Annotated in this window: 19 protein-coding genes, 1 tRNA gene and 1 pseudogene; 9 read left to right on the forward strand and 12 right to left on the reverse strand. The window is 35.0% G+C overall.

Annotated elements, in window-relative coordinates:
* The first annotated feature begins 536 nt into the window (after positions 1-536).
* From H0Z29_10975 to H0Z29_11000, 6 genes are all read left to right on the forward strand, one after another.
* On the forward strand, positions 537-1799 hold the full coding sequence (locus H0Z29_10975) for a L,D-transpeptidase family protein (protein ID MBO8132015.1): 1263 nt from the start codon (positions 537-539) through the stop codon (positions 1797-1799).
* Positions 1781-3220, forward strand: coding sequence for a hypothetical protein (locus H0Z29_10980; protein MBO8132016.1), 1440 nt, complete (start codon positions 1781-1783; stop codon positions 3218-3220). Before H0Z29_10975 ends, H0Z29_10980 begins: the two co-directional genes overlap by 19 nt.
* 87 nt (positions 3221-3307) lie before the next feature.
* Positions 3308-5224 (forward strand): protein translocase subunit SecD, encoded by a 1917-nt coding sequence (gene secD, locus H0Z29_10985; protein MBO8132017.1) that lies wholly within the window; start codon positions 3308-3310, stop codon positions 5222-5224.
* 13 nt (positions 5225-5237) lie between these two features.
* Positions 5238-6134 carry a protein translocase subunit SecF gene (gene secF, locus H0Z29_10990; protein MBO8132018.1) on the forward strand — a complete coding sequence of 299 codons (897 nt, stop codon included), beginning with the start codon at positions 5238-5240 and terminating at the stop codon, positions 6132-6134.
* 2 nt (positions 6135-6136) lie between these two features.
* A complete protein-coding gene (locus tag H0Z29_10995) occupies positions 6137-7390 on the forward strand; it encodes an adenylosuccinate synthase (protein MBO8132019.1) in 1254 nt (417 codons plus the stop codon).
* Positions 7391-7486: 96 nt separating this feature from the next.
* Positions 7487-7560: transfer RNA gene (locus tag H0Z29_11000), tRNA-Asp, on the forward strand.
* A 258-nt stretch (positions 7561-7818) separates the two neighbouring features.
* Here H0Z29_11000 and H0Z29_11005 read toward each other — a convergent pair.
* The 4 genes and pseudogenes from H0Z29_11005 to H0Z29_11020 form a co-directional block, all read right to left on the reverse strand.
* Positions 7819-8100, reverse strand: a pseudogene (locus tag H0Z29_11005) (transposase).
* A gap of 24 nt (positions 8101-8124) precedes the next feature.
* Positions 8125-8286, reverse strand: coding sequence for a hypothetical protein (locus H0Z29_11010; protein MBO8132020.1), 162 nt, complete (start codon positions 8284-8286; stop codon positions 8125-8127).
* A gap of 625 nt (positions 8287-8911) precedes the next feature.
* Complete coding sequence (locus H0Z29_11015) at positions 8912-9301, reverse strand: hypothetical protein (protein MBO8132021.1); 390 nt, start codon at positions 9299-9301, stop codon at positions 8912-8914.
* Between the two features lie 502 nt (positions 9302-9803).
* Positions 9804-10037 carry a helix-turn-helix domain-containing protein gene (locus tag H0Z29_11020; protein ID MBO8132022.1) on the reverse strand — a complete coding sequence of 78 codons (234 nt, stop codon included), beginning with the start codon at positions 10035-10037 and terminating at the stop codon, positions 9804-9806.
* Positions 10038-10418: 381 nt separating this feature from the next.
* Here H0Z29_11020 and H0Z29_11025 point away from each other — a divergent pair, with 381 nt between their 5' ends.
* On the forward strand, positions 10419-11156 hold the full coding sequence (locus H0Z29_11025) for a hypothetical protein (GenBank protein MBO8132023.1): 738 nt from the start codon (positions 10419-10421) through the stop codon (positions 11154-11156).
* Between the two features lie 151 nt (positions 11157-11307).
* Here the strand turns inward: H0Z29_11025 and H0Z29_11030 are convergent, their stop codons facing one another.
* From H0Z29_11030 to H0Z29_11045, 4 genes are all read right to left on the reverse strand, one after another.
* Positions 11308-11805, reverse strand: coding sequence for a transposase (locus H0Z29_11030; GenBank protein MBO8132024.1), 498 nt, complete (start codon positions 11803-11805; stop codon positions 11308-11310).
* A gap of 151 nt (positions 11806-11956) precedes the next feature.
* On the reverse strand, positions 11957-12529 hold the full coding sequence (locus tag H0Z29_11035; protein ID MBO8132025.1) for a DUF4424 family protein: 573 nt from the start codon (positions 12527-12529) through the stop codon (positions 11957-11959).
* Positions 12530-12534: 5 nt separating this feature from the next.
* A complete protein-coding gene (locus H0Z29_11040; protein ID MBO8132026.1) occupies positions 12535-12747 on the reverse strand; it encodes a gliding motility-associated C-terminal domain-containing protein in 213 nt (70 codons plus the stop codon).
* Between the two features lie 53 nt (positions 12748-12800).
* Positions 12801-13637, reverse strand: coding sequence for a hypothetical protein (locus tag H0Z29_11045; protein MBO8132027.1), 837 nt, complete (start codon positions 13635-13637; stop codon positions 12801-12803).
* Between the two features lie 767 nt (positions 13638-14404).
* Here H0Z29_11045 and H0Z29_11050 point away from each other — a divergent pair.
* Positions 14405-16387 carry a family 43 glycosylhydrolase gene (locus H0Z29_11050; GenBank protein MBO8132028.1) on the forward strand — a complete coding sequence of 661 codons (1983 nt, stop codon included), beginning with the start codon at positions 14405-14407 and terminating at the stop codon, positions 16385-16387.
* A 1434-nt stretch (positions 16388-17821) separates the two neighbouring features.
* Positions 17822-19288, forward strand: coding sequence for an FAD-dependent oxidoreductase (locus H0Z29_11055; GenBank protein MBO8132029.1), 1467 nt, complete (start codon positions 17822-17824; stop codon positions 19286-19288).
* A 483-nt stretch (positions 19289-19771) separates the two neighbouring features.
* Here H0Z29_11055 and H0Z29_11060 read toward each other — a convergent pair whose 3' ends face one another.
* The 4 genes from H0Z29_11060 to H0Z29_11075 all read right to left on the reverse strand — a co-directional run bounded on the left by H0Z29_11060 (position 19772) and on the right by H0Z29_11075 (position 22863).
* Positions 19772-19945 (reverse strand): transposase, encoded by a 174-nt coding sequence (locus H0Z29_11060; GenBank protein MBO8132030.1) that lies wholly within the window; start codon positions 19943-19945, stop codon positions 19772-19774.
* A gap of 82 nt (positions 19946-20027) precedes the next feature.
* A complete protein-coding gene (locus H0Z29_11065) occupies positions 20028-21440 on the reverse strand; it encodes a HAMP domain-containing protein (protein ID MBO8132031.1) in 1413 nt (470 codons plus the stop codon).
* Positions 21440-22129 carry a response regulator transcription factor gene (locus H0Z29_11070; protein ID MBO8132032.1) on the reverse strand — a complete coding sequence of 230 codons (690 nt, stop codon included), beginning with the start codon at positions 22127-22129 and terminating at the stop codon, positions 21440-21442. The genes H0Z29_11065 and H0Z29_11070 overlap by 1 nt, the downstream gene beginning before the upstream one ends.
* Before the next feature lie 116 nt (positions 22130-22245).
* Positions 22246-22863, reverse strand: a complete 618-nt coding sequence (locus tag H0Z29_11075; protein ID MBO8132033.1) for a T9SS type A sorting domain-containing protein — start codon at positions 22861-22863, stop codon at positions 22246-22248.
* Positions 22864-22907: the final 44 nt, after the last annotated feature.

Consider the following 22907-nt stretch of genomic DNA (forward strand, 5'->3'; position numbering starts at 1 on the left):
CTTTTGGATCAATGGTATTCTCAGTTTTCCCCGCATGGGGTATGTTTGGAATGGCGTTGTTTATCGGTGTTGGAATGTGTTTTATTACAACGGTTCTGGTAATCCCCGGATTTATAGGATTGATTGAGAGAATAAAAAAAGAAAAAAGTAAATAGAGAAATAGTTTACCTATAACATTGCTATTCATAATACGCATCCAATTCAAATTCCAATGGTATAAATAAGGGTATTATTCAACGATTTTTCGCTAAGGAAAATGTACTCGTAATTTCGAAAGGCATAACATTGCCATAATTGTCTTCCCTAACAAGCATTTCGGGCATTTGTTACAGGTTATTAATACGTTTAGCGGTCATATATTTAAAACACATGGTAATTGAACCAAAAATCATTTTTAAAAATAATTTTTAATATAGCTCTTAACCATACATTAAAAACTCTCATTAATAAAAAACGGTTAGAAACAGTGAACCTAATTCATATTTTGCTAATTATAAATAAAAGTAAGAAATTACGTGATTGATCTCAGCGAGATAATGAAAATAAAGTTTTCAATATTTGTCGCTATAAATATTATACTGCAAACACAGAATTTCACTTTTCCATCCAATAAATCCATATATTTTCAGAATATCGTAAATATTAGTAAGGATTCCACCGATGAGATAATCGTAGTTGATAAATCCAAACAATATCTATTTGTGGTGAAAAGTTACCTTGATTCACCTCTTGCCTTTGTCGACTCTTTCAGAGTAACTACCGGTAAAAATAATGGGAATAAAGAACGTGAAGGAGATAATAAGACTCCAGAAGGAATCTATCGCATCATAGGTAGTATACCCGGTAATCAGTTGCCTCCATTGTATGGTCCTATTGCTTATATTCTCGATTATCCAAACTTTGTAGATAGAATATATGGTAGGACAGGATCGAATATATGGATTCATGGACGGGACAAAGAGATTACAAACTATCAAACAAAAGGCTGTATTTCACTGCATAACCATTCAATATTAAGATTATCGAAATACATTAAATTAAACAAAACACTTGTTCTTATCCAGGATACAATACATATTGTAAATGAAGAAAAATATCAGAACATCACAAATAACTGGAATAAGTATCTATCATCATGGGCTGAAAGCTGGGAAAAAGATACCGCCAGTTATTTCAGATACTACTCAGACAAATTTCGAACAAAGAAATTCCACAACTTTAAACAATTCAAAAAATACAAAAGGTACCTGGAAAGAATATACAACTGGAAACATATAGAAATTGGTGAAGCCCTAGTATACCAGACAAAATATGAGACTCAGGCAGAATTCTATCAGGAATTCATCTGTCCTAAATTTTACTCAACAGGGATAAAAACAATTCGTATGATACCCGAAGAAAATGGATGGAAAATTGTAAATGAGGATTTCAGCCCAATAGAGCCTCAGGTTTACATAAAGGATATAGTGAATAAATTTGTAAAAGAGTGGATTGCCGCATGGGAGTCAAAAGATATTGAAAAATACATCACATTCTACGATACCAGCTTTAAAGCTGGAGAAATGAACCTTAACGAATGGTATAATTATAAAAAAAGAATTTTTGAAAAGGCAAGACGGATTGATATTTCAGCAACAAATTTAAATATTGTATCACCTGAGAAATTTATCTGGAAGGTAACTTTTATACAGAGGTATAAATCCAAATCATATTCCGACATAGGGCGAAAAATTCTAATTTTGAAAGGTAAACCTAATAGCTTTAAGATAATCGAGGAAAAATGGGAAAGAATAAAATAATAATTTCTGCCATAATCATTTTACTTTTCAACTGCGTAATACGTGCAGAAAAAAAGATTAGACCCTATAAAGAACACCTGGTTTATTTTAAAAATACTCCCAATGAACTCAATGTCTATAAACTATATGGCAGACAGGATGGGAAAACAGTATTTATCCTGGGTGGTATCCAAGGCGACGAGCCGGGTGGTTTTCTATCAGCTGATCTTTATCCAGACCTTGTTCTTGAAAAGGGAAATTTGATTATCATACCGCGTGCAAATTTTCATTCCATAATTCTGAATAAAAGAGGCGTAAATGGAGATATGAATAGAAAATTCCAGAATAATAAACCTAAGGATGTAGATGACCAGATTGTCAATCTAATAAAGCAGTTCATGTCCGAGTCTGATCTATTTTTAAATCTTCACGATGGATGGGGATTCTACAGGGACGAGTATATTGATGAGATGAGAAATCCATATAGATTCGGACAGTCGGTCATTGCAGATGCAGATTTTTATGTAAAAGAAAACGGTGATACAATATCTCTTAAGAAAATGGCAGATACTGTTATCGAAAAGGTAAACAAAAAAATAATTAATCCAGAACACCACTTCCATTTTATGAATACAAGGACAAACGAACCGAATACACCATTCGCTGATCAGCGAAAGTCAGCTACATTTTTTGCTCTGACAAATTATAATATACCTGCTTTTGGAATCGAGACCTCCAAAAACCTTAAGGACCTGGAACTTAAAATAAGGTATCACAATTACGTTATAAATGAGTTTTTAAACCTTATGGGTGTAGAACCTGAACATCCGGCAATTCTTTATGAACCACCAAGACTGATTTATGCTATGATAGTTGTCAATGACAGATTCCCAAATATGGTGATTGATGGCTCAGTGTTAAATCTATACAAAGGTGATAATATCAAAGTAACGCATATTGAATCCAACTACAAAAGAGGACTGACGTGTGATATCTTAAATGTTGGTAGCGAGCAGGACTACATGAAAGATTTTGAAATAACACAAACAACGAAGATAATTTTCAGGAAGGATAATTTTAACATTGGCGAGGTGGGGATAAATGTAAACGAAATGAGGACCGATTATGTGGTCTTTTTAACCGAGGTTAATGGTAAAAAACAGCTGTTCTTTCAGAATGACACCTTGAAAATACATAGAGGAGACAAATTAAGAATTATAAATGTATTGATTGATGGTATGGAAAGTACATCTCTGACTGTAAATCTAAAAGGATTTGTACCAAACGTCAAATACAATACCGGCGAGGATAGAGGATATCTTATAGATACCGGCAATCTTTACTGGAAAAAATACTCATTATACGGAATGGGGAAAGTCTATCCAATCGTCGTGACCCGTGGAGCAAAGGAAGTCGCAAAAGCATTTTTAAGATTACAGTAAGTTTAGAAAAGTTACCAGATTTAGATTGACATTAGCAGAGTGTAAAATTAAATTCGAAGGCTTTAAAATATAGAGGGTGATAATATTATGTTTAGAAAAACAACTATCAGATTCATTATAATAGGAATATTACTGCTACTGGCTTCATATTCCCTTTACTGGACGATTGCCTACCATACGATGGATGAATCTAAAAAGGAAAAACTACAGGCAGAAGGAAAACTGGACAAGTTCATAGATCGATCAATGAAAATGGGACTTGATCTACAGGGTGGGATGCACATTGTTCTTGAATTGAATCTGCCAAAATTGATTGAAAGCATTGCTACCAATAAAACACCTGAATTCTATGACGCATTAAATAAGGCAACTGAGGAATACAAAGCAACAGAAAGAGATTTCTTTGACATACTTTTGAATAAAGCCAACGAGAAAAATTTAAGGCTTATTAGGCATTTTACAAACAGAGGTTTCAAGAACAACGAAATCATAGATAACCTCAGAAATGAAGCAAAAGATGCTGTATCAAGAGCCCTCGAAATTATTCGTAATCGTGTTGACCAGTTTGGGGTATCAGAACCGACAATTCAAAGAGCGGGGCAATACAGGATAATTGTCGAACTTGCCGGAGTTCAGGATCCCGAAAGAGCAAGAAAGATTATACAGAGCACTGCACTCCTTGAATTTTATTTATTAAAAGATCCCTCTATCACTCAAAAATTCATCGAAGCCGTCGATAACTATTTAAAAACAGGGAAAAAAGAAGATGTATCCATAGATACATCAAAAGCAATAGATACTACGGAAATTGAATTAAAAGAGGCAAAGGAAAAAGCTATCTCTGTCTCGGAACTGCTCGGAAAAACACCACTTGCTGAAGAAACCCTAACCGATACAGCAGACACAACTGTCATTGTTGATCAGGAGCTGCTCGGTGAGAGACCTTTCTCATCTCTCTTAAGAAATGTCGGAGGTATGATTGGTGTACCTGAGAAAAACGTCCCTGTAGTTAAAAGAATTCTTAGCGATCCAGAAGTGCAAAAATTATTACCATACGATTCAAAAATTTTGTGGTCTGCAAAACCCGAAAGACTGACTCTTGCAGATGGTACCACTTCTAATTTTTATCTACTTTATCACGTTGATCGGGAAGCAGCAATGCAGGGCAAATACATTACCGATGCCAGAGCAACTATCGGAGGAAGCGGTACACAAACCGCAGGGCAACCTGTAGTAAATCTAAACATGAATTCTGAAGGGGCAAGAATCTGGGCAAGAGTTACTGGATCAAATATTGGTAAGAGATTGGCAATAGTGCTCGATGATAAGGTTTATATCGCACCTGTCATTAGGACAAAAATAGCAAATGGTGCATCTGTCATTGAAGGTCTCGAAGGTATGAATGAGGCAAAGGACATAGCAATCGTATTAAGGGCCGGTGCACTTCCAGCTCCTGTTGATATAATTGAGGAAAGGACTGTTGGACCATCCTTAGGGCGTGATTCGATTAATATGGGTGTAAAACTTGGTATAATTGCCTTTGTAATAGTAATAATTTTTATGACTTTTTATTATAAACTTTCTGGGCTCTTAGCAGACCTGGCATTGCTTTTAAACCTCGTCTTTGTACTTGCTATTATGAGCGCTTTCAAAGCCACTCTGACATTTCCTGGTATAGCTGGTTTGATACTGACTGTAGGAATGGCTGTAGATGCAAATGTACTAATATTTGAAAGAATAAGAGAAGAGCTCGATAGAGGTAAGACAGTAAGATCTGCAATAGACAGCGGCTATGCCAGAGCCCTCTCTGCAATATTGGATGCCAATATTACGACACTACTTACTGCTCTTATTCTAATGCAATTCGGAACAGGCCCGATCAAAGGATTCGCAGTAACACTATTTTGGGGTATACTATCTAGCTTATTCACCGCGATATTCGTAACCAGAACTATATTTAATTATATAACCGAGAAAAGAGTGTTAAAATCATTAAGCATATAAAGTAGGGATAAATATGAGATTATTAAAAACTACCAATATCAACTTTTTAAAATACAGTCGAATTGCCGCTATCATTTCTCTTTCATTCCTAACAATCTCTGTCATTTCAGTTTTCTTCGTGCGTGGGTTGAACTATGGAATTGATTTCAAAGGTGGAGTGCTGGTTCAGGTACGATTTGAAAATCCAATAACAACTGCAGAAATAAGATCGATTTTTTCTGAAAACAATCTTGGAGATGCAATAATTCAAAAATCAAATGAAACAAATGAATTTATCATAAGGCTTGAGAAACCACAAGGCTCAGAAAATATAAGAGAAAAGATATCGGAAATTTTATCGAAAATAGAAAATAATAAGTTTGAAATACGAAAAGCTGACCAGGTAGGTCCGAAAATTGGAAAAGAGCTCAGAAAAAAGGCTTTACTGGCAATAATCTCAGCTCTTTTCGTAATTGGGGTATATATTACGATTAGATTCCAGGTAAGATATGCAATAGGTGCCGTCGTTGCTCTTGCGCATGATGTACTTTTTACGCTCGGTATTTTCTCTCTGACACAGCTGGAAATTTCACTATCAACAGTGGCAGCATTCCTCACAATTGTTGGATATTCTCTAAATGATACAATTGTAATTTATGACCGAATACGCGAAAACATTAGACTCTTAAAACGTGAAACACTTCCAAATGTTATAAATAAAAGTTTAAACGACACGTTAAGCAGAACAATTATAACTTCATTTACAACATTTATTGCGGTCTTTGTTCTATCCTTCGCGCCTGGTGAGATAAAAGTATTTTCAATAGCGATGATATGTGGAGTCATGGTTGGTACATATTCTTCGATATATATTGCCTCACCAGTTGTTATCTATTTTTATAACAGATTTAAAGCGAAGAAAAGAAAGTAATAATGCCAGTAACAGCCGTTATCGGTGGACAGTGGGGTGATGAGGGTAAAGGAAAGATTATTGATTATCTCTCCTGTGACGCAGATATAGTTGCAAGGTTTCAGGGTGGCTCAAACGCCGGTCATACAATACAAATTAAAGATAAAGAGATAATTCTTCACCAGATCCCCAGTGGTATCCTTAGAAAGAGCATTACATGTATCCTCGGAAACGGTATGGTAATCGATCCTGTCAATCTCGTTAGAGAAATAAAAGATGTTGAAACTATTGGTATAAATACAACAGGAAGATTATTCCTTTCTTTAAATGCTCATATAGTCACTCCTATACATAAATTTCTGGATGCATATTGGGAAAATAAGGCAGGTAACAGAGCAATTGGCACAACAAAAAGGGGCATTGGCCCAGCCTATACCGATAAAATCAAGAGATGTGGAATTAGGGTGAGAGATCTGAAAAACAGGGAAAATCTAAGGGAAAAGGTCCAGAACCAGCTGGATTATTTAAAACTATTAGATAATATTTCCAACGAGGATATAGAGGGTATTCAAAAAGAACTTGAGCCGTTTTTTGAAAGCTGTGAACAGATAAAACACCTTGCAGCTGATACATTTAGTATTATTCATAAACACATTGAAAATGGGAGTAACATTTTACTTGAAGGTGCTCAGGGCACACTTCTTGATATAGACCATGGCTCCTATCCTTTTGTAACTTCTTCAAACACAATATCGGGAAATATTTGTGCAGGACTTGGAATCTCGCCAAAGGATATTGACAAAATTATAGGAGTATTTAAGGCTTATAACACAAGGGTTGGTGCTGGTCCATTTCCCACAGAGCAGTTAAATGAATACGGGGAATATTTACAGCAAAAAGGCTACGAATTCGGAGCCACTACAAGAAGGAAACGTCGGTGCGGATGGTTCGATGCTGAACTAGCAAGATTTGCCGTTAAAGTTAATGGGGTTGATTACATCGCTTTAACAAAACTGGATGTGCTCGATGAACTTGATGAAATAAAAATATGTACCCACTATGAAAATGGTCGATACCCTGAGGTCTATTTAGAAGATGCCAAACCAGTATATATCTCACTTCCTGGGTGGAAAAAGTCCATTAAGCAAATAAAAGAGTTTGATAAACTACCAGCAGAGACAATAAATTACATAAAAAAGATAGAAGAACTGCTATCAGTTCCAATTAAAATAGTTTCGACCGGTAAAGAGAGAGAAGAGATAATTTTTATCGATTAATAAGTAGGATTTTAGGATAAATAAACCTAAAAAATGGAGACTAATTATACCTTGCTCAAGCTTTTTAAAATATTTAAATTTGCTTCGCTTTTTAATGGAGCCGTAGTTCAACCGGTTAGAGCGCCGGCCTGTCACGCCGGAGGTTGCGGGTTCGAGCCCCGTCGGCTCCGCTATTTCTTAAGTGAATATCCTTAACACTATACGTATATATTATACCCCAAAAAATAAACACACCGGAGGTTGCGGGTTCTCCCTTAGGGATCTCTTCGAGAGAGCCCCGTCGGCTCCGCTATTTCTTAAATGAATATCCTTAACACTATACGTATATATTATACCTTAAAAAATAACCACACCGGAGGTTGCGGGTTCTCCCATAGGGATCTCTTCGAGAGAGCCCCGTCGGCTCCGCTAAGACAATAACAATAACATTACCCAAAGCTAATAGATATAAATATCATAGGTTGTAGTCCTTTAAAAGAAGCTGATACTTCCAATCCGTAAAACTCTTGTAAATGCTCTTGTATATCACGAACAATCCCTTTCGCGTATAAAGAAAGAATCTTGCCCTCCAATTCACTAAATTCTCGCTGATATTTGGGTATCAAAACTGGCTCAAATTCTCCGTGCCTATCCCGTTGAACTTCAATGTCAACCTTGCCAAATTCACTTTTCGGCTGCTCGCTGCTGCTACCATTACGATAATTCGTCGTTTTGTTACCTCACTTATTGTAAGTTCATAACCTAAAATTATATATAAGTTCCTCCTGTAAAAGCTGATCAATAAGTTTCTTTACCAGTCTCTTAATAAGACCATTTTTACCCACTAAATCATCAATTGTTCTAAAATCTCTTAAATTACTCTCAAGTTGATCAATAATAGCTCTCTCCAACTTCATTTTCCATGCCCCCGTTAACTATGTTTAATCATATAATTCCGGAAGGTATTTACATAAGTTAAAAATGTCGATGTGAGTGTCTTTTAAAATCCCATTGAGAAATCTCTCCTTCTTTTTTCAGTTTACATAAGATTCTTGACACTTCCTCAGATAGGGTATCTTCCTTTAGTTGCATTCCGGTACCCTCAATTTATCTAAAAGCCCATGATAATTTGTTGACTAAACTTGTCCCTATAAAAGTCAAACCTATGAACTTAAACAAGTTTTCTATATAAAGCTCTCTGATAACTAAGATAAATTCTAATGTAATACACAATTTTTCCAGTAAATCTCAAAAGGGAGGACCCTCTTTTACAATTCTCTCTTTCAAACCTGTAACATCTCCTTCCACTATTTTTCTCTACCCTATCAATCTCTCGTCTGTTACCCTCTTAATCATTCTTATCTCTATCAATTCTCCTAACCTTCTCAACAGTATACCATTTGAATGAACTGTACAGAAAATTAGTTAAACATATTATATAGAAGCAGAAGTCTAAAATTTAAGTTTATTAAATGATGAATATAATTGTTATAAGATAAATTGTAAATATTATGTTTAAGTATATATAATTTACGATATAACCTATTCACTAAATTCAATCACATCAGCACAAACCTTAAGTTTTAAGCGAGTATATACTCCTAAATTCAATATATCAGTATCATATCGGACATTTGTTAGCGCTAACTTTTGATTTATAATAGGGCCATACTTTTTTTCATAATTTTTCCAAAGGTTATTGATAGCTGTAGTATATAATGACCCAATGTCTCCCATCCCAATCAATCCAAGACACTCTGTTATTGCTCCAATGGAATAGCTCACACCTATAATATAACTTATTTCTGCTTCTCCCCCGACATTAACTGCCTTTATTTTAAAATTTGGTTTACTAAGTTCAACATGGGTCTGATTCATGGTTACATACATCCCTGTACTCGAACATCCTGAAAATATCACAAGTACAAACATAATAAAGATAGCAATAAATAGTTTTTTCTTAACCATAGCGAACTCCTCTTTTTTAATAATAAAATTTTCCCAACTCTAATTATCTTTCACTTTACTGACATATATTAATTTATAATTGTAATATTTTTTACCAACAAAAAAATTAAGTCATGTCAAAAATGTTGTGTAAATTCACCCGCCTCATCACTAAGCATGCGGTGTAATCGTAATGGAACATAGTGGAATGAAGATTACACTGCATTATAAGGAAGGTGCCCCAATTTTTGAGTAAATGGGATAAATAAAATATCTTTCTTACTTTTTCTGACTTTTGTAAATACCTCCTTTGAGTTATGTTTAACCGTTTAACAAACGAAGGTATTTATCATTAAACTAGAGAAAGCCATCATCAAGAAACTGGAAAAGGACCTGGAAACTGTCAAAACTATTTTCAACCTTCTTGCCCCGAATCCAGTCCCGATTAGGGATCCTACGGATTATCTTTCTTAACTTCACTATTAACTCATTCTTTCCCTGTGAGAGTTTGTTTCTGATAAGATTTGGGGCTTTGAGGTAAATCTCTTAAACCAGAAAGTCCCATATATTGATATCTTTTCACCCACTTCAGCACAGTTTTTACATTTACACCGAACTCACAGGCTGTTTTTCTGTATGATCTGATTTTATAGTATCTTTTTCCGCGGGAAACCCTTGGGCAACAATTTTCCCTCTGAAATTGTATAATATTTTCTCCCACAGGGATCATTGGGATTGTCTTTTAGTTTGTTATTTGCTATGATACTATCCGTAGGAGCCCTAATCGGGATAGGTCATGTTTTTTCTCCTTATCTGTGATTCCTTTTTCAATAATCTCACAGAGCATAGTCTGTCTACGGGCTATGTTCTCATCACTCATTACCCTTAATTTAATCAATTCTACTGTACCACCATGTGTATGAACTTTCCCAACCCAATAGTTATTTTAAATTGATAATTTTAAAAAATTTAACCAAATTTGATGTTCAGTAAACTAATGTGATAGGGTAAAGCAGAAATGAAAAATCTAATATTTAAGTCTACAATATCTGTGTTGCTTCTTGTCATATACGTTTTCCAACACCAATACTGTGAAAATAGTATGAGGAAGTTCAATCCAGAGAAAGATTTGTTGTCGCTTCACTACGACCACGCACCCGATAAAGATGATGGTCAAAGTGCGGCAGCAGATCGAACAATACTGCAATCTATGTTCGGAAAAGAGTGGATAAAAAAGCATGTTGTTCCCGTTTCTGGAACATATGGTAAGAATGCGGAAATGTTCAATATACAGTCTAATGTTGTAATGGATGCAGTTTGGAATGACTGTGGTGGATGGCTAGCGGGGCACGATAATCGCAAAAAAGTAATTGCCCAACTGGTAGAACGTTGGGCAAAAATACTAAAAGCTGGCGGGGATGTATGGGTAAAGGAAGGAGGACAATCAGATATCACTGCAGAGGTCGTTCGAAGAATCCGTAAACTGGCACCAGAGATAAACACAAAAAGACGAATACATGTTGTACAACATTCAAGCTGGAATGAGGAGCAGACTACTGATTCTGCTCTTGCCTACGTAAGAGAATATACCAATTATATCAGAATTGATGATGCAAATGCTTACCTGAATATCAAAGGAGGTGATGAAGCTTTTGTAAAGACTGCTTGTAAAAATCCGAACTTCGGTAAAATATGGGAAGCAGCATTCGAATACTACAATCCTAAAGAAAGGCTTGATTTCTCAGATACAGGGGAACTTATGTATATACTTGGACTTGGGAAAATCGAAATAGACGAATTTAGAAGTCGATTTCTGTGTAACGATGACAGTAGTTTCTAATAATAAAAATACAGCTAATAGCCGATGAATCTGATTAAGATTATTGAATTAAGAGTACATAGATCGAGTTAAGTCAAAAATGTTGTGTAAATTCACCCACCTCATCACTAAGCATGCGGTGTAATCGTAATGGAACATAGTGGAATGAAGATTACACTGCATCACAAACCTCCAGCTTCATATTTAATATTTCGTCAAATTTGCTATCTCCCACGTTCAAATACCTTCTTCCACTCTGCCAATGCTCACTATACTCCATGCATATCATCCCCACTAACCTCAAACAGGATTTATCATTAGGAAATATCCTGACAACTCTCGTTCTCCTCTTTATCTCCTGGTTTAATCTCTCTAACATATTTGTACTTTTCATCCTTATACGATCCCTCTCACTTATCCCATATACTCCAAAACAATAATCTATCTCTTCATCTACCCATTCTGCTATGCGATACCTTCCATCTCTCTCTAACTTCTCTATCAATAAAGACTTCCTTCGCTGTGCCTCATCTATATCTGGTGCCCTGAATACATCCTCTAACCAACATATATATCTCTTTACCTCCCTTCGTGAAAATTTGCTTACGAAATTTCTTATGAAATGTGTCTGACACCTCTGCCAGATTATACCAGGGAAACTTCTACTTATCGCAACTGACTATATAGATTACTCCCTCAAAATATAACCCCGATAGTGCTAATAGCAATGCCTCCTCATTTTGCTAATATCGACTGAATAATTCCGTAGAAAAATTACCCCTAGGGAGATGTGAAATTAGTGAAGTCAGTATTTTGTTTTTTCACTTTTGAAGAATTACCACAAAATCCTTTGAAGGCATAAAATTGTGTTTTTCCCATAAATATATTTTGAAATTTCCTTTAGCAAATATCGTATCTGGATCGAAAGAAAAACTTCTTATGTTTACATTTTTGCTAATAATAAGTCTATATATAGCTTCCAATAAAGGTTTATTCCATTTTGCTGTTGTGGTAAGGTAATAATGCAGAGTGTCAGACTGGATTTTCTGAGAGTATTCAATATAATAAATTGATGTATCGCACGGTTCTATCGATAAAGGGAATAAAATACCACCTTTATTTCTTGTAGTTACCTTAACATATTTTTTCTCTTTTAAATTGAATACTGTGATACTTTCTCTGATTGTGCTTTTTAAAAAGTCCTTAATGGGGAAGAAAAGTAATGTCATTGCAGGTCTTGAGGAATTATTAGAAAAGTAATACTCTCCTTTTACATGCAGCGTATCTCCAACTAATATAAAACTTATGTCTTCCTTGAAAAAGTCAATACTCTGGGAATAGACACAAGGTGTAATTTGAAAGATGATGATAAATACTGGAATTATAAAGCGCATTGAAATTATTTCAGAAAGACAATTGAACCCCTATAAAAAATCTTGTTTTCATAACTGATTGTGTAGTAATAAACTCCCGAATTAACAGTCTTCCCGATCTCATTTTTACCATCCCAGGTTAGATAATGCCTATATCTTATTTGGATTGTTTTTACCAGTTGACCAAGAGAGTTATATATAGACAGTTTGCCTTCACCATTTTTGAATCCTTGTGGCATAGAGATATAAAAATTAACTATTGAATTAAAGGGGTTAGGATAAGCAATAGACTTTATTTGAAAATTTTGCTGGTTAGGGAACTTACCTCTACGGAGTTGCCTTCTTTAAGGTATATATTACATTCTACCGTAGAATCAGGGTAGGTATGGATGCTTAGTGGTTCAATTGGTATATTATAGATGCTATCATTCATAGCGTGGATAAAAGAGAAATACGCTTTTCCGGCAATTATTCTAGTAACATAACTTTTGTCTTCTCTGAGGTGAATAGGTGTGTCCAGTTTGTAATTCCCAGAAGAGATGGTATCACCATTTTTATCGATTATGAATCCAGTCATTGTAGCAAGAGTTCCAAGTGTATCATTAAAAGAGCCAATAGTTGGAGTTTTATCATAGCAGATACATTCCATTCCACTGGCAGGTGAAGTATAATAACTGCTTATAGAATATCCATCTGGAGGACTTCCAATTAAAGATTTTTCTGTTCCCCAGTTTACGAAGACAGTATAGTGAAAAGGTGGTTCTAGTGATATTTTTACACTACCACTATCTGGAATCAATTTTATTGTATCGCCAAAGTCCTCTGAGTGAAGAATATACAAATATATCAAATATTTTTCATCGTATTCATATATAGAGGTATCGCAATAAATAAATTTTTCTCTATTGAGTGGGAACAGTGCTGATTTTTGACCGTTGCTTATGTAAATTGTGTCCGGGAAATAGTCCACATTGAGTTCAGCTATGCGCCCATAAAGTATTTCTGTATCCCATGAACCACTTCCTCTAAAAAAGATTTCATTAATGGAGTAAAAATCGAAAGGAATGGGATTAGAAAATACTATGATGTACATACTTAAAATAAGTATTAGTATTGACTTCCTCTTCATTTCTTTATCCTCCAATCCTTAGTTAATTATATAAAAAATACTATTTAAAATCAATAAATAAACAAGACCAATAAAAATTATTCTATTAAAATTGCTAAGTAGAGATAAAAAGGTGAACAATTTTGTTCTATTTTTAACTTGGACTTTTGTAATATTTCATTATATGTCTTAACCTATCCTAAAGAAAAGCATAAATTTTATAATTTGATAAAATTGTAAATCTGGCCACTTCTTTTAATCCTGGCTTAAACCAAATAGTTAGCTTTCGAATAAACATGTTCATGGCATGAGCAAGAATAACATCATTAATGAAATCACTTGTAATGAATATGACTTTCTATGAAGAAATGTACCTACTTATTCGTTTCTTACATAATGGGTAACCTTACATTAGTTAATATCAACAAAGGAGTGCAATATATTTCCTAAAATGCATATCCTCATCCTTTTATGTATGTCCTTTGATAAGGTCTATATCCTATGATTTTATATCTCTGCTTAATTAGTTCATTTCCTAAGCATTCTTCCAGAATCTCGATTAATCTTGGTCTAATTTTAGAAAATACTTGCATAATAAAATCTCTAAAAGTTAGGTTTTCTATGAAAGTTTTAAATTGCATAGGTACTTACTTCATGTTAATACTCTGGGGATACCTTCCTTGCTTTACAATAAAACTTCAACCGAAAATTTAGCAGACCCCATTATCTTTTTTTTTATTAAATTAAGAAAGCAGCTTTTTAACTTGTATATAAAAGGGATGAAAGTCATGAAAAGATTAAAAATACTATGTCTTGCATCAATTAATTGCTTAATACTGTTTCAACTGAGTTTTGGAAGGTCTCCATCTTTTAAAACCTATACCAACCCTGTAATTCCAGGAGATCATCCAGATTGTTCATTAACAAAAGTTGGAAATGATTTCTATACCTCCTCTTCGTCTTATAATCCTACACCGGTTATTTATCATTCAACAGACTTAGTTCATTGGGAAGCAATTGCCCAGCCGGTAAGCGCAGCATGGCCCGGATATGGAGATGCTCCAGGCCCAGGTTGTGTTGGAGGTCAAATGGTATATTATAATAACAAATACTGGTATTTTTTCAGTCATAGGGATAAATTTTATTTTACAACTGCTGATAAACCAGAAGGACCATGGTCCTTACCAACGGTAATGAAATGCCCTCCAAGTGTACCTGGATTAGGCTATGATAACTCAATTTTTATTGATGATGATGGCAAATGGTACTTACTAGTAAAAAACGGACAGGTTAATAATTGGATTGTAGAATTGGGAGAAGACGGACAGCCTTCTGGTGCAGTTTACGATTTGAGATGGATAAATCCTGCCCCTGATTTTCCTTATAGTTGGGCTGAAGGACCCGTAATGTGGAAATATAATGGTTATTACTATTATTCCTTTGCTCTTAATGTAGCGGGAGGACAAAAGGTAATGAGGAGTAAAACACTTACTGATGATAAGGATTCATGGGAAATGCTGGGTGATTTGTTTAACGTTAATGATCCTGACAAAGCAACTTCGCTCTTTTTTGAGTCTAATCACTGCTCACAGGTAGTTATGCTCAATGATAGCACATTTTGGCTACTACATCCGGTTTATCCTAAAGCCAGCGAATGGAGAGGACAAGGACGAGCAACTCTTTTAAATCAAGTTCATTATGATTCTAATGGTAAGCCCATAGCTGATTACCCTGTTAATAAACCATTCACTGCACCAAATTTGCCAAGTAGTGGAATCCCATGGATGGTGCCTAAATCCGATTTTTTTACATCAGATAAATTGAACCCTGAATGGTCATTTTTAGGATACACCCCTGAAAATACATATTCACTTACTGATCGACCTGGATGGTTACGACTATCTCCAAAGAGTAGAACCAGATGGAATATGGTTATTAAGGGAGATAGAGAACATAATTATTCGCTAATAACCCGTGTCGACTTCTGCCCATCGTCAGCAAATGATGAAGCTGGTCTTATAATTATAAGAGGTGATGAAACAAAGTATGTGAAATTATTTAGTTCAATAAATGAAAATGGACATAAAGTAGTAGTCTTTAGTTATGATAATATTAGATATGAAGTGGAAAACACTGTGGAAAATATAGTATGGCTAAAAATGGTTAGGAACAATCATAAAATAATTGGGTATTATAGCAGTAATGGAAGGGATTGGAAACAAGTTGGTAAAAGTGTAGATATAATTGCGATCGATTCATATACCGATCCAAACTTTTGGGTTTGGGAAGGAACTAGGCAAGGTTTATACGTCCAGGGTAGGGCCGCATATTTCGATCTTTATATATACCGCGATGCCTATACTCCTATAATGGCTTCATGCCCGGCTAACCAGTACGGTACCAGTGCAAATACTAAGTCTGATAAGATATATCCACTCGAAAGTATTCATAATGATGACTGGACACTATATGCTGGTGTTGAATTTAGAAATAAAGAATATGGAATATTACCAAAATCAATACAAATTATTGCATCAAGTGCCACTGACGGAGGTATTGTTGAAGTATGGCTTGATTCAATAGATACAGGAAATAAAATAGGAATATGTAAGATTAGAAACACTGGAGGTTGGGAAAATTATAAAACCTTTTCAGCAAAGGTAAAAAAAGTAACAGGCAGGCATGATGTTTATCTTAGATTTAAAGGAAAAGGTAATGAAAGGCTTTTCAGGATAAAATGGTTGAAATTTATCCCAGACAAAATACGTTAAATTGGTATTAATTTTGTGTTCGAGTTACCTTTTATAGTGTGAGTCCAGTTACAAGGTATGGACTCACTCATAAAAAATATTTTAAAGCGCTATTTAAGTACTGGATTTATGTTACAGATAATAACGTTTTGTATTCACGAAGTCGCCGAAGGCAATTTACCGAAGGGTAAGATAGCCTTACGGCAATTGCAAAATGAAGATTGCAAAGTGCAAAAGTCAAATTTATTTCTGTCTACATTTTGAGTACAAAAGCCAAATCTGACAAAAGGCGATTTTGCATTTTTCAATTTGCATTCTGCATTCTGCATTGAGCCTTTGCGCTTAACGTCTTGTATTAACGAAGTCGCCAAAGGGTAAGATAGCCTTACGGCAATTGCAAAATGAAGATTGCAAAATGCAAAAGTCAAATTTATTTCTGTCTACATTTTGAGTACAAAAGCCAAATCTGACAAAAGGCGATTTTGCATTTTCCAATTTGCATTCTGCATTCTGCATTGAGCCTTTGCGCTTAATTAATAAATAAAGGAACTATGGTCATATTTACTTGCATTAAATTCTTCACCAGCAAATATAATATGCTATTATTTTTATGATTAGGCTAGAATATTCAAGAAAAACCAGAGAAAAAAACATTTATGTAACCTTGTTAAGATTTAATCGCGTTTGTAATAAAGGAAATATACAGAATTGGAATAATCTGAAGAGATGGCTTTTTATCATACCATTTTTCCCAAAATTGATGGGTCCACATTTGATCCCTTAAGTTCTGTTATATTTTGACAAAAGAGGAGAGCTAATGCTCTATGCTACGTTATGATGGGGGTTCTTTTGCTGAAAGAAAAAAATGTTGAACACATCCCAAAGGGATACTTTGAACAACGAGATAATAAGCCACCTTGACTTCGGAATTAAGACCAGGGTTGTCCTGGATTTTAATAATCTTCTTAGAACACCGTTTACGGAACCGTTCATTTTTGATTTTCAGAATGATATAGCCAGATATTGTACATAAACAGGCTTTTACCTCATTGAGAGATTATTTGATCAATTTGCCCTTGAACAGTTAAAAAGATTAAAGATCAATCTTTATATACATCGTTGTGATTCATTTTCGTTTCCGGGAATATCCATATTACGGTCCTATCCATTTGCTTGCAGAGATAATTTTTCGCTTTTACAGACAGTTGAGTACCAAATATAAAGCAAATTACTGTTATGAATATATGGGCGAAAACATAGCTAAAATTGCAGAGATAACTTATTTCATATCAAAAGGTTGGACTAGCCAGACTGTTTGTTTAATCTTAACAAAGTCACGATAGGTTAAGAAAATGTTGCTTATAAAATAAATATCAGAGTATAATCAAAGGTAACCCTGAGGCAAGCTTGGGGGTTACCTTTTTGATTGATAAAGACAAATTGAAAGGAGGAACTATGAACAGAAAAGAGTTTTTGAAAAGCGTTGTATTACTAGGGTTGGGCGGAAAGGCAGGTTTAGCCCGGAGCCTGGTGAAAACTTCGGAATCGCAAGAGGACTTCTACATGGAACCGCCGAAAAAATTACCTGTTAGGAAATTTGATGTAGTTGTAGCAGGGGGTGGTACAGCAGGTGTTTTTGCAGCTATAGCCGCGGGACGACAAGGTGCTAAAACGGCACTGATCGAGTCTAAAGGATATTGTGGTGGTATAGCTGTTGAAGGCGGTACAGCTCTTCATAGTTTTTACAATCTTTACACAGCATTCCCGGGATGTAAGAAGCGCAAGGTGGTACAGGGAATTCCTGCCGAATTTATTGATAGGCTGACTGAAATAGGGGGTTGCTCTGGATTTCCAGAAATGAAAACGGGCCGGAACTACGATTCTGTCTGCACGGCAGTTGATACTGAACTTTACAAACTATTGGCTTTTCGAATGCTGAGAGAAGCAGGGGTTTTTGTTGCGGTCAATACTCTTCTTACTGGTGCAATAGTGAAGGGTTCTCGTGTCCAGGGAGTGATTGTTGAAAGTCGTTCTGGTCGAGAAGTATTTATGGCAAAGAGTTTTGTTGATTGTACTGGCTATGGTGATCTCAGTGCCTATGCTGGAGCAGAGTTTACAGTACCCAATGATTATGCCAGTTGTCACAGCTTTGGTTTGGCTAATGCTTCGATCGATGATTTATACAGATTTCTAGAATCATATGACGCACTTGGTCAGATTTGTTATGGTACTCGCAGCGGAGAGAAAAATAAATTAGTCCGAGTGGGTGGTAGTCAATTAGATAAAAAAATTCCGGAGTTTGCGGAGAAAGCAAAGAATGTTGGCGTGGCTATGATAACCACTACCGTACATGATAATTACCTGATGTTCATTAAGTGTAATTATAAATTCCCTGGCAGTGTTATTAATCGTGATGATGTAGCCAAAGCAGAGATGGAGTTTCGCGAGCGTATGTTCAAGGCTGCCGAGCTCCTAAAAGAATATATTCCTGGTTTTGAAAAATCTTTTATAGCCCGAACAAGTCCATCTCTTTGTATACGACGAGGCAGGCATATTGTCTGTGATTATGATATCACCCACGAAGATGTGATTGAAGGTCGCCATTTCGATGATGATGTATTTGTTTACGGTTTTCATGATCTTGCACCACGTTTTCTAATTAAGGATGGCGGCACATATGGTTTTCCTTATAGAGCACTTTGTGTTAAGGGGATAGAAAATCTTTACGCAGCGGGTATGATGGTCACATCTGATTTTCGTGCACACATGTCAACTCGCAATACGGTTAGCTGTATGGCACAAGGGCAAGCTGCCGGGACAGCAGCCGCTTTGATTTCAAAGAAAAATATTGGCTCACGCGAGTTAAAATATTTTGCTTTAAGAAAACAATTGGAAAAAGATAATGTATATTTTGAAGAGTAATACTGGGGGTACCGCTATGAAAAAATTAGCGAATGTTTGACGGTATTCTTAAAGGTTTAGGTACTTTTTTAATTACTCAGGTTAAACCCGTTAAAATTTCCCAAAATAATTGGATTGATTGGAATAAAAATGGGGTAATGTAACCTTATGAGAATCCTAATTTACCAATTGAAGCTAAGGTAAAAAGTTTAATCTCTCGTATGACGTTAGAAAAAAAAATTTCACAGATGGGGAATAATTCACCAGAGAATGGTTATTTGGGAATACAAGAATACCATTAGTGAAATGAGTGTTTACAAGGTGTAGCGAGAGGAACTAAAAATGTTACAGTTTTTCTCCAGGCTATTGGAATGGCAATCACATGGGATCTAGAATTGATATATAGGGTTGCATCTGCTATTTCTGTTTATCGCAACTGACTATATAGATTACTCCCTCAAAATATAACCCCGACAGTGCTAATAGCAATGCCTCCTCATTTTGCTAATATCGACTGAATAATTCCGTAGAAAAATTACCCTCTCTATCCCTCGGTAACCTTATTCCCATTTCCCCCAATCGTTTTAAAAAATTCCTATCACTGTATCCATTCCTATATACCCCCATATCATCAAAACGCTTATACGGTGCTACTCCTTTATGTTTATCAAATTTCATATCTATTATTCAATTTCCATTTTTATACAAAATTATTGACACTATCTCAAAAAATTATCCCCAGTAACTTGAAATATAAAAACTACCCACCCCTCAGTGTAAAACTAAACTCTGAGCCCTTACCAACGGTACTTTTAACATTTATCTTGCTACCATGAGCTTCAAGAATGTGCTTTACGATGGTAAGGCCAAGCCCAGTGCCACCTGTCTCACGACTTCTTGTTTTATCTACCCTGTAAAATCTTTCAAAAATTCTCTGAATATCATCTCCAGGAATACCGATACCTGTATCTATGACACTTACACCAATTTTTCCATCTTCTTTTTTATATAATTTTACCTTTACCCTGCCTCTATCTGTATATCTAATCGCGTTGGATAATAGATTTTCCATAACCTGACTTATTCTTAACCTATCACAATAAACCATATAACTCTCTTCGGGATCAAAATCAATTTCAACTTTAAGACCTTTTTCATCAGCCTTAGCCTGAAAGTTACTTATCATATCTTCAATCAAATTTTTTATATCAAAATATTCAAAATTCATTCGCATCTCACCTGATTCTATTCGGGATATCTGCATCAAATCATTTATAAGGTCACTCAACCTCAATACATTTTTTAATGCCTTGCTGATAAAACTTTTCGCAGTTTCATAATCACCATGATTTATCGCTTCGGTAATTGTTTCAAGATAACCCACTATTATACTAACTGGTGTCTTGAGTTCATGAGTCACATTACTAAAAAAATCAGTACGAGCCTTCTCAATTTTATCTCTATCATCTTTATCCTTCTTGATTGTTTTTGATAGTACATTTAATGAGTTTGCCAGCTTACCAACTTCATCTTTTGTATTTATATCGATTTGTAAACCATACTCACCTTCTTTAATTTTTGACGCCGCATTGACTATTTTTTTAATAGGATTTGAAATAGTAGAAGACAGGAAAAAACCTATCATAATACTAAGTAAAAATGCAATTATACTAGAGTAAATAATAATGTTGTTAATTCTTTTATGTAAAATGACTATTTCAGATAATGGTTTGGAGATTCTTATATAATATTTATTACCATTTATTTGAAACTTTTTTGAAACATATAAAAGATCTATTTTTAATGTATTGCTATATCTTATTGAACTACCGAATACTTCTGAATTTGACTGAACAACTTCCGGCCTGTTTATATGATTATCCATTAAAGGTATACTATCATCAGCAACATCAGTATCGTATATTACCCTGCCAGTCGAATCAATAAAAGTCATTCGACATCCCGTAGTTTTCCTAAATCCATCGCAGTAATCTTTTATACTCTGATGTTCTCCATAGCCTTCAATAAAAAGGAGAACATAATTTTCAAGACTCTCCTGAATTTGTTTTATTATAAAATTTCTTGCTGTAAATGCCACCAGAAGTGCAATGATAATAATTGTAATGATATTAGTTGTTAAAATTGTGCAGGCAATTTTATTTCTTATCTTCATCACAAATCCGTACGAAATTTATATCCTACCCCCACTATAGTCTGTATATAATCACTGTATCTACCCAATTTTTTTCTTATTCTGCCTATATGAACATCTACCGTTCTATCAATTACATAGACATCTCCTCTCCATATTTTTTCAAGCAGCACTTCTCTGGGGTACACCTTACCTGGATTTGATGCAAGAAATGCCAGAAGTTCAAACTCTTTCTTGGGAAACTCAACCTTTTTTCCATCAATCCGAACGAGGTGGCCCTCAAGGTCAATTTCTAACCCGGCATATTTTATTATCTTTTCCACACTCTTCTTTTTATTATCTTCAATCCTTCTAAAAATCGACTTCACTCTGCTTATCAGAGAATTTACTCCAAAAGGTTTTTTCACATAATCATCAGCACCCAGTTCAAGACCAAGTACCTCGTCAAATTCCGTATCTTTTGCAGTTAAAAAGATTATAGGAACTTTATAACCCCTTTCCCTTATCTCTCGACATACTTCATACCCATCTTTACCTGGCATCATAATATCAAGAATAACCATATCAATTCCCTCGGTTTCCATCAATTTTATAGCATCCAGGCCGTTTGATGCTTCTAAAACTTCATATCCGCTCATTGTTAGATTATAACTTAAAATATTCCTCAAGTCTTTCTCATCATCCACGATTAAAATTTTCTTCCTATCCATATTGACAACCTTCTCAATAATTAAATAATAACCATTTAACTTTCAATATTCAATAAAAAATATAGGGGGAAAGGCTATTAAAAAGCCTTCTCCCTTTAAACAACTTCTTGCTAAACTTATTTAATAATAGATATCTTCTGGAAACTATACCTATGACCATTGCTAATTCTAAATATATAAATACCCGATGATAAATCATCTACCTCTATACTCTTGATGTGTATTCCTCTGGGATAATTTTCAGAAAAAACCCTTTTTAACAATCTCCCTGATAGGTCGAAAATCTCTCCGACAACAAAGCTCTGTTTATCCATTTTAAACTTAATTTTCGCCGTCGGATTAAAAGGATTGGGATATATGCTTAAAATTCGAAATTCATCTATAAAAACTTCTTTCTCAAAATCTATACTATTTTCAGCAGGTAATCTTCTCGCATTGTCAAGCCACGACCAACCTTTTAACCACAATTCCTCACCAAAAGCACCGACAAAATCTACACTTTCAAAAAAGCCATCTTCAGGCAAATTGTCTACATTTTCAAATACAGGGCTCCCAGAATTTGGTCTTGGATCTATAATTCCATTCCCACTTTCCCTCCCTTCTAACATTCTCAAAAGCGGGTTCAAATTTCTTGCTGTGAAGAGATCTTCTACATCGGGATGAAATAGTCCAGAAACACAGTTATAAATTATGTTATTTGGAGAAAATATAAGAGAATCTCCGATTAAATGCACATTCAACACACGTGGAATGATAATACTACTATTTAAAGAGGATA

It is taken from the genome of Candidatus Neomarinimicrobiota bacterium, from assembly GCA_017656425.1.
Classification (GTDB): Bacteria; Fidelibacterota; UBA2242; order UBA2242; family B5-G15; genus JACDNV01.

Coding starts and splice junctions, on each gene's coding strand:
- H0Z29_10975 (MBO8132015.1), top strand. CDS start 537: ATGAAAATAAAGTTTTCAATATTTGTCGCTATAAATATTATACTGCAA.
- H0Z29_10980 (MBO8132016.1), top strand. CDS start 1,781: ATGGGAAAGAATAAAATAATAATTTCTGCCATAATCATTTTACTTTTC.
- secD (MBO8132017.1), top strand. CDS start 3,308: ATGTTTAGAAAAACAACTATCAGATTCATTATAATAGGAATATTACTG.
- secF (MBO8132018.1), top strand. CDS start 5,238: ATGAGATTATTAAAAACTACCAATATCAACTTTTTAAAATACAGTCGA.
- H0Z29_10995 (MBO8132019.1), top strand. CDS start 6,137: ATGCCAGTAACAGCCGTTATCGGTGGACAGTGGGGTGATGAGGGTAAA.
- H0Z29_11010 (MBO8132020.1), bottom strand. CDS start 8,286: ATGAAGTTGGAGAGAGCTATTATTGATCAACTTGAGAGTAATTTAAGA.
- H0Z29_11015 (MBO8132021.1), bottom strand. CDS start 9,301: ATGTTTGTACTTGTGATATTTTCAGGATGTTCGAGTACAGGGATGTAT.
- H0Z29_11025 (MBO8132023.1), top strand. CDS start 10,419: ATGAGGAAGTTCAATCCAGAGAAAGATTTGTTGTCGCTTCACTACGAC.
- H0Z29_11035 (MBO8132025.1), bottom strand. CDS start 12,529: ATGCGCTTTATAATTCCAGTATTTATCATCATCTTTCAAATTACACCT.
- H0Z29_11040 (MBO8132026.1), bottom strand. CDS start 12,747: ATGCCACAAGGATTCAAAAATGGTGAAGGCAAACTGTCTATATATAAC.
- H0Z29_11045 (MBO8132027.1), bottom strand. CDS start 13,637: ATGAAGAGGAAGTCAATACTAATACTTATTTTAAGTATGTACATCATA.
- H0Z29_11050 (MBO8132028.1), top strand. CDS start 14,405: ATGAAAAGATTAAAAATACTATGTCTTGCATCAATTAATTGCTTAATA.
- H0Z29_11055 (MBO8132029.1), top strand. CDS start 17,822: ATGAACAGAAAAGAGTTTTTGAAAAGCGTTGTATTACTAGGGTTGGGC.
- H0Z29_11060 (MBO8132030.1), bottom strand. CDS start 19,945: ATGAAATTTGATAAACATAAAGGAGTAGCACCGTATAAGCGTTTTGAT.
- H0Z29_11065 (MBO8132031.1), bottom strand. CDS start 21,440: ATGAAGATAAGAAATAAAATTGCCTGCACAATTTTAACAACTAATATC.
- H0Z29_11070 (MBO8132032.1), bottom strand. CDS start 22,129: ATGGATAGGAAGAAAATTTTAATCGTGGATGATGAGAAAGACTTGAGG.